1 protein-coding gene is annotated in these 405 nt (G+C 60.7%); it reads right to left on the bottom strand.

Annotation, left to right across the window (positions count from 1 at the left end; translation table 11 throughout):
* Positions 1 to 250: hypothetical protein (locus AC0L3D_RS36965; RefSeq protein WP_473647570.1), on the bottom strand; the 250-nt coding region annotated here is incomplete at its 3' end.
* Positions 251 to 405 lie beyond the last annotated feature (155 nt).

Genomic DNA, 405 nt, shown 5'->3' with positions numbered 1-405 from the left:
TTTGTTGGGCGACGATGATTCCCGGTTGGGCCTCAAGTCGCGACACATAAGTCTGCCAGTGCTCCGCCGCGCGTGCTTCGGGGCTCACATCACGAACCTTGGAGATGTCGAATACCGGTCCGCCTGCCTCAAGCTGTCGGGCCGCTGCGCGTGCCCGATCCATCCAGGTGTCGGGAGCCTCACCCTCGGCAACGATGCGATCCTCGACGATCGAAAGCCGAACCGATTTCGGCGGGGTCAGCGACGCCATTAGCCGCTTCAACACGAACTCCGGATCAAGACTCTGATAGAATTGCCACTGCGAATGAACGCGGGCAGGATCAATCTGCATTCCGGACAGCAAAGCCTGCGGGTCGGCGGCAAGCGGGTCTCTCAGGCCGGCAATATAGAATTGGCCATCGCGCA

The sequence above is a fragment of the Mesorhizobium sp. WSM4837 genome, assembly GCF_055811435.1.
The sequence above is the reverse complement of the archived record's forward strand: the minus strand, read 5'-3'. Positions and strand labels throughout refer to the sequence as shown.